This is a genomic window from Pseudomonas sp. EL_65y_Pfl2_R96, assembly GCF_963970905.1.
Lineage (GTDB): Bacteria > Pseudomonadota > Gammaproteobacteria > Pseudomonadales > Pseudomonadaceae > Aquipseudomonas.
This window is the reverse complement of sequence record NZ_CAXAQH010000368.1, coordinates 1-444: the sequence shown is the minus strand read 5'-3', so window position 1 is coordinate 444 and position 444 is coordinate 1. Positions and strand designations below refer to the sequence as shown.

The following is a 444-nucleotide window of genomic DNA, read 5'->3' as shown; positions in this document are numbered from 1 at the left end:
GGAGGAAATGACCCGCCAGGTCACCGACCGCATCGAGAAGAAGCTGGAGGAGCTGCCGGCGCTCGACTACACCAAGAGCCTGACCGTGCCCGGCCAGACCACGGTGTTCGTCAACCTGCGCGACACGACCAAGGCGCGCGACGTCGTGCCGACCTGGCTCCAGGTCCGCAACCTCATCAACGACATCAAGGGCGACTTCCCCTCCGGCGTGGTCGGGCCCGGCTTCAACGACCGCTTCGGCGACGTGTTCGGCAACATCTATGCCTTCACCAGCGACGGCCTGACCCAGCGCCAGCTGCGCGACCGCGTCGAGGAGGTCCGCGCCAAGGTGCTGACGGTGCCCAATGTCGGCCGCGTCGACATCGTCGGCGCCCAGGACGAGGTGATCTATCTCGAATTCTCCACCCGCAAGGTGGCCGCGCTCGGCATCGACCAGCGCACGAT

1 protein-coding gene is annotated in these 444 nt (G+C 66.7%); it reads left to right on the top strand.

Annotation, left to right across the window (positions count from 1 at the left end; genetic code table 11):
• Positions 1-444, top strand: a 444-nt coding sequence (locus AACY49_RS31085) for an efflux RND transporter permease subunit (protein WP_339528160.1), incomplete at both ends; no start/stop codon positions are given.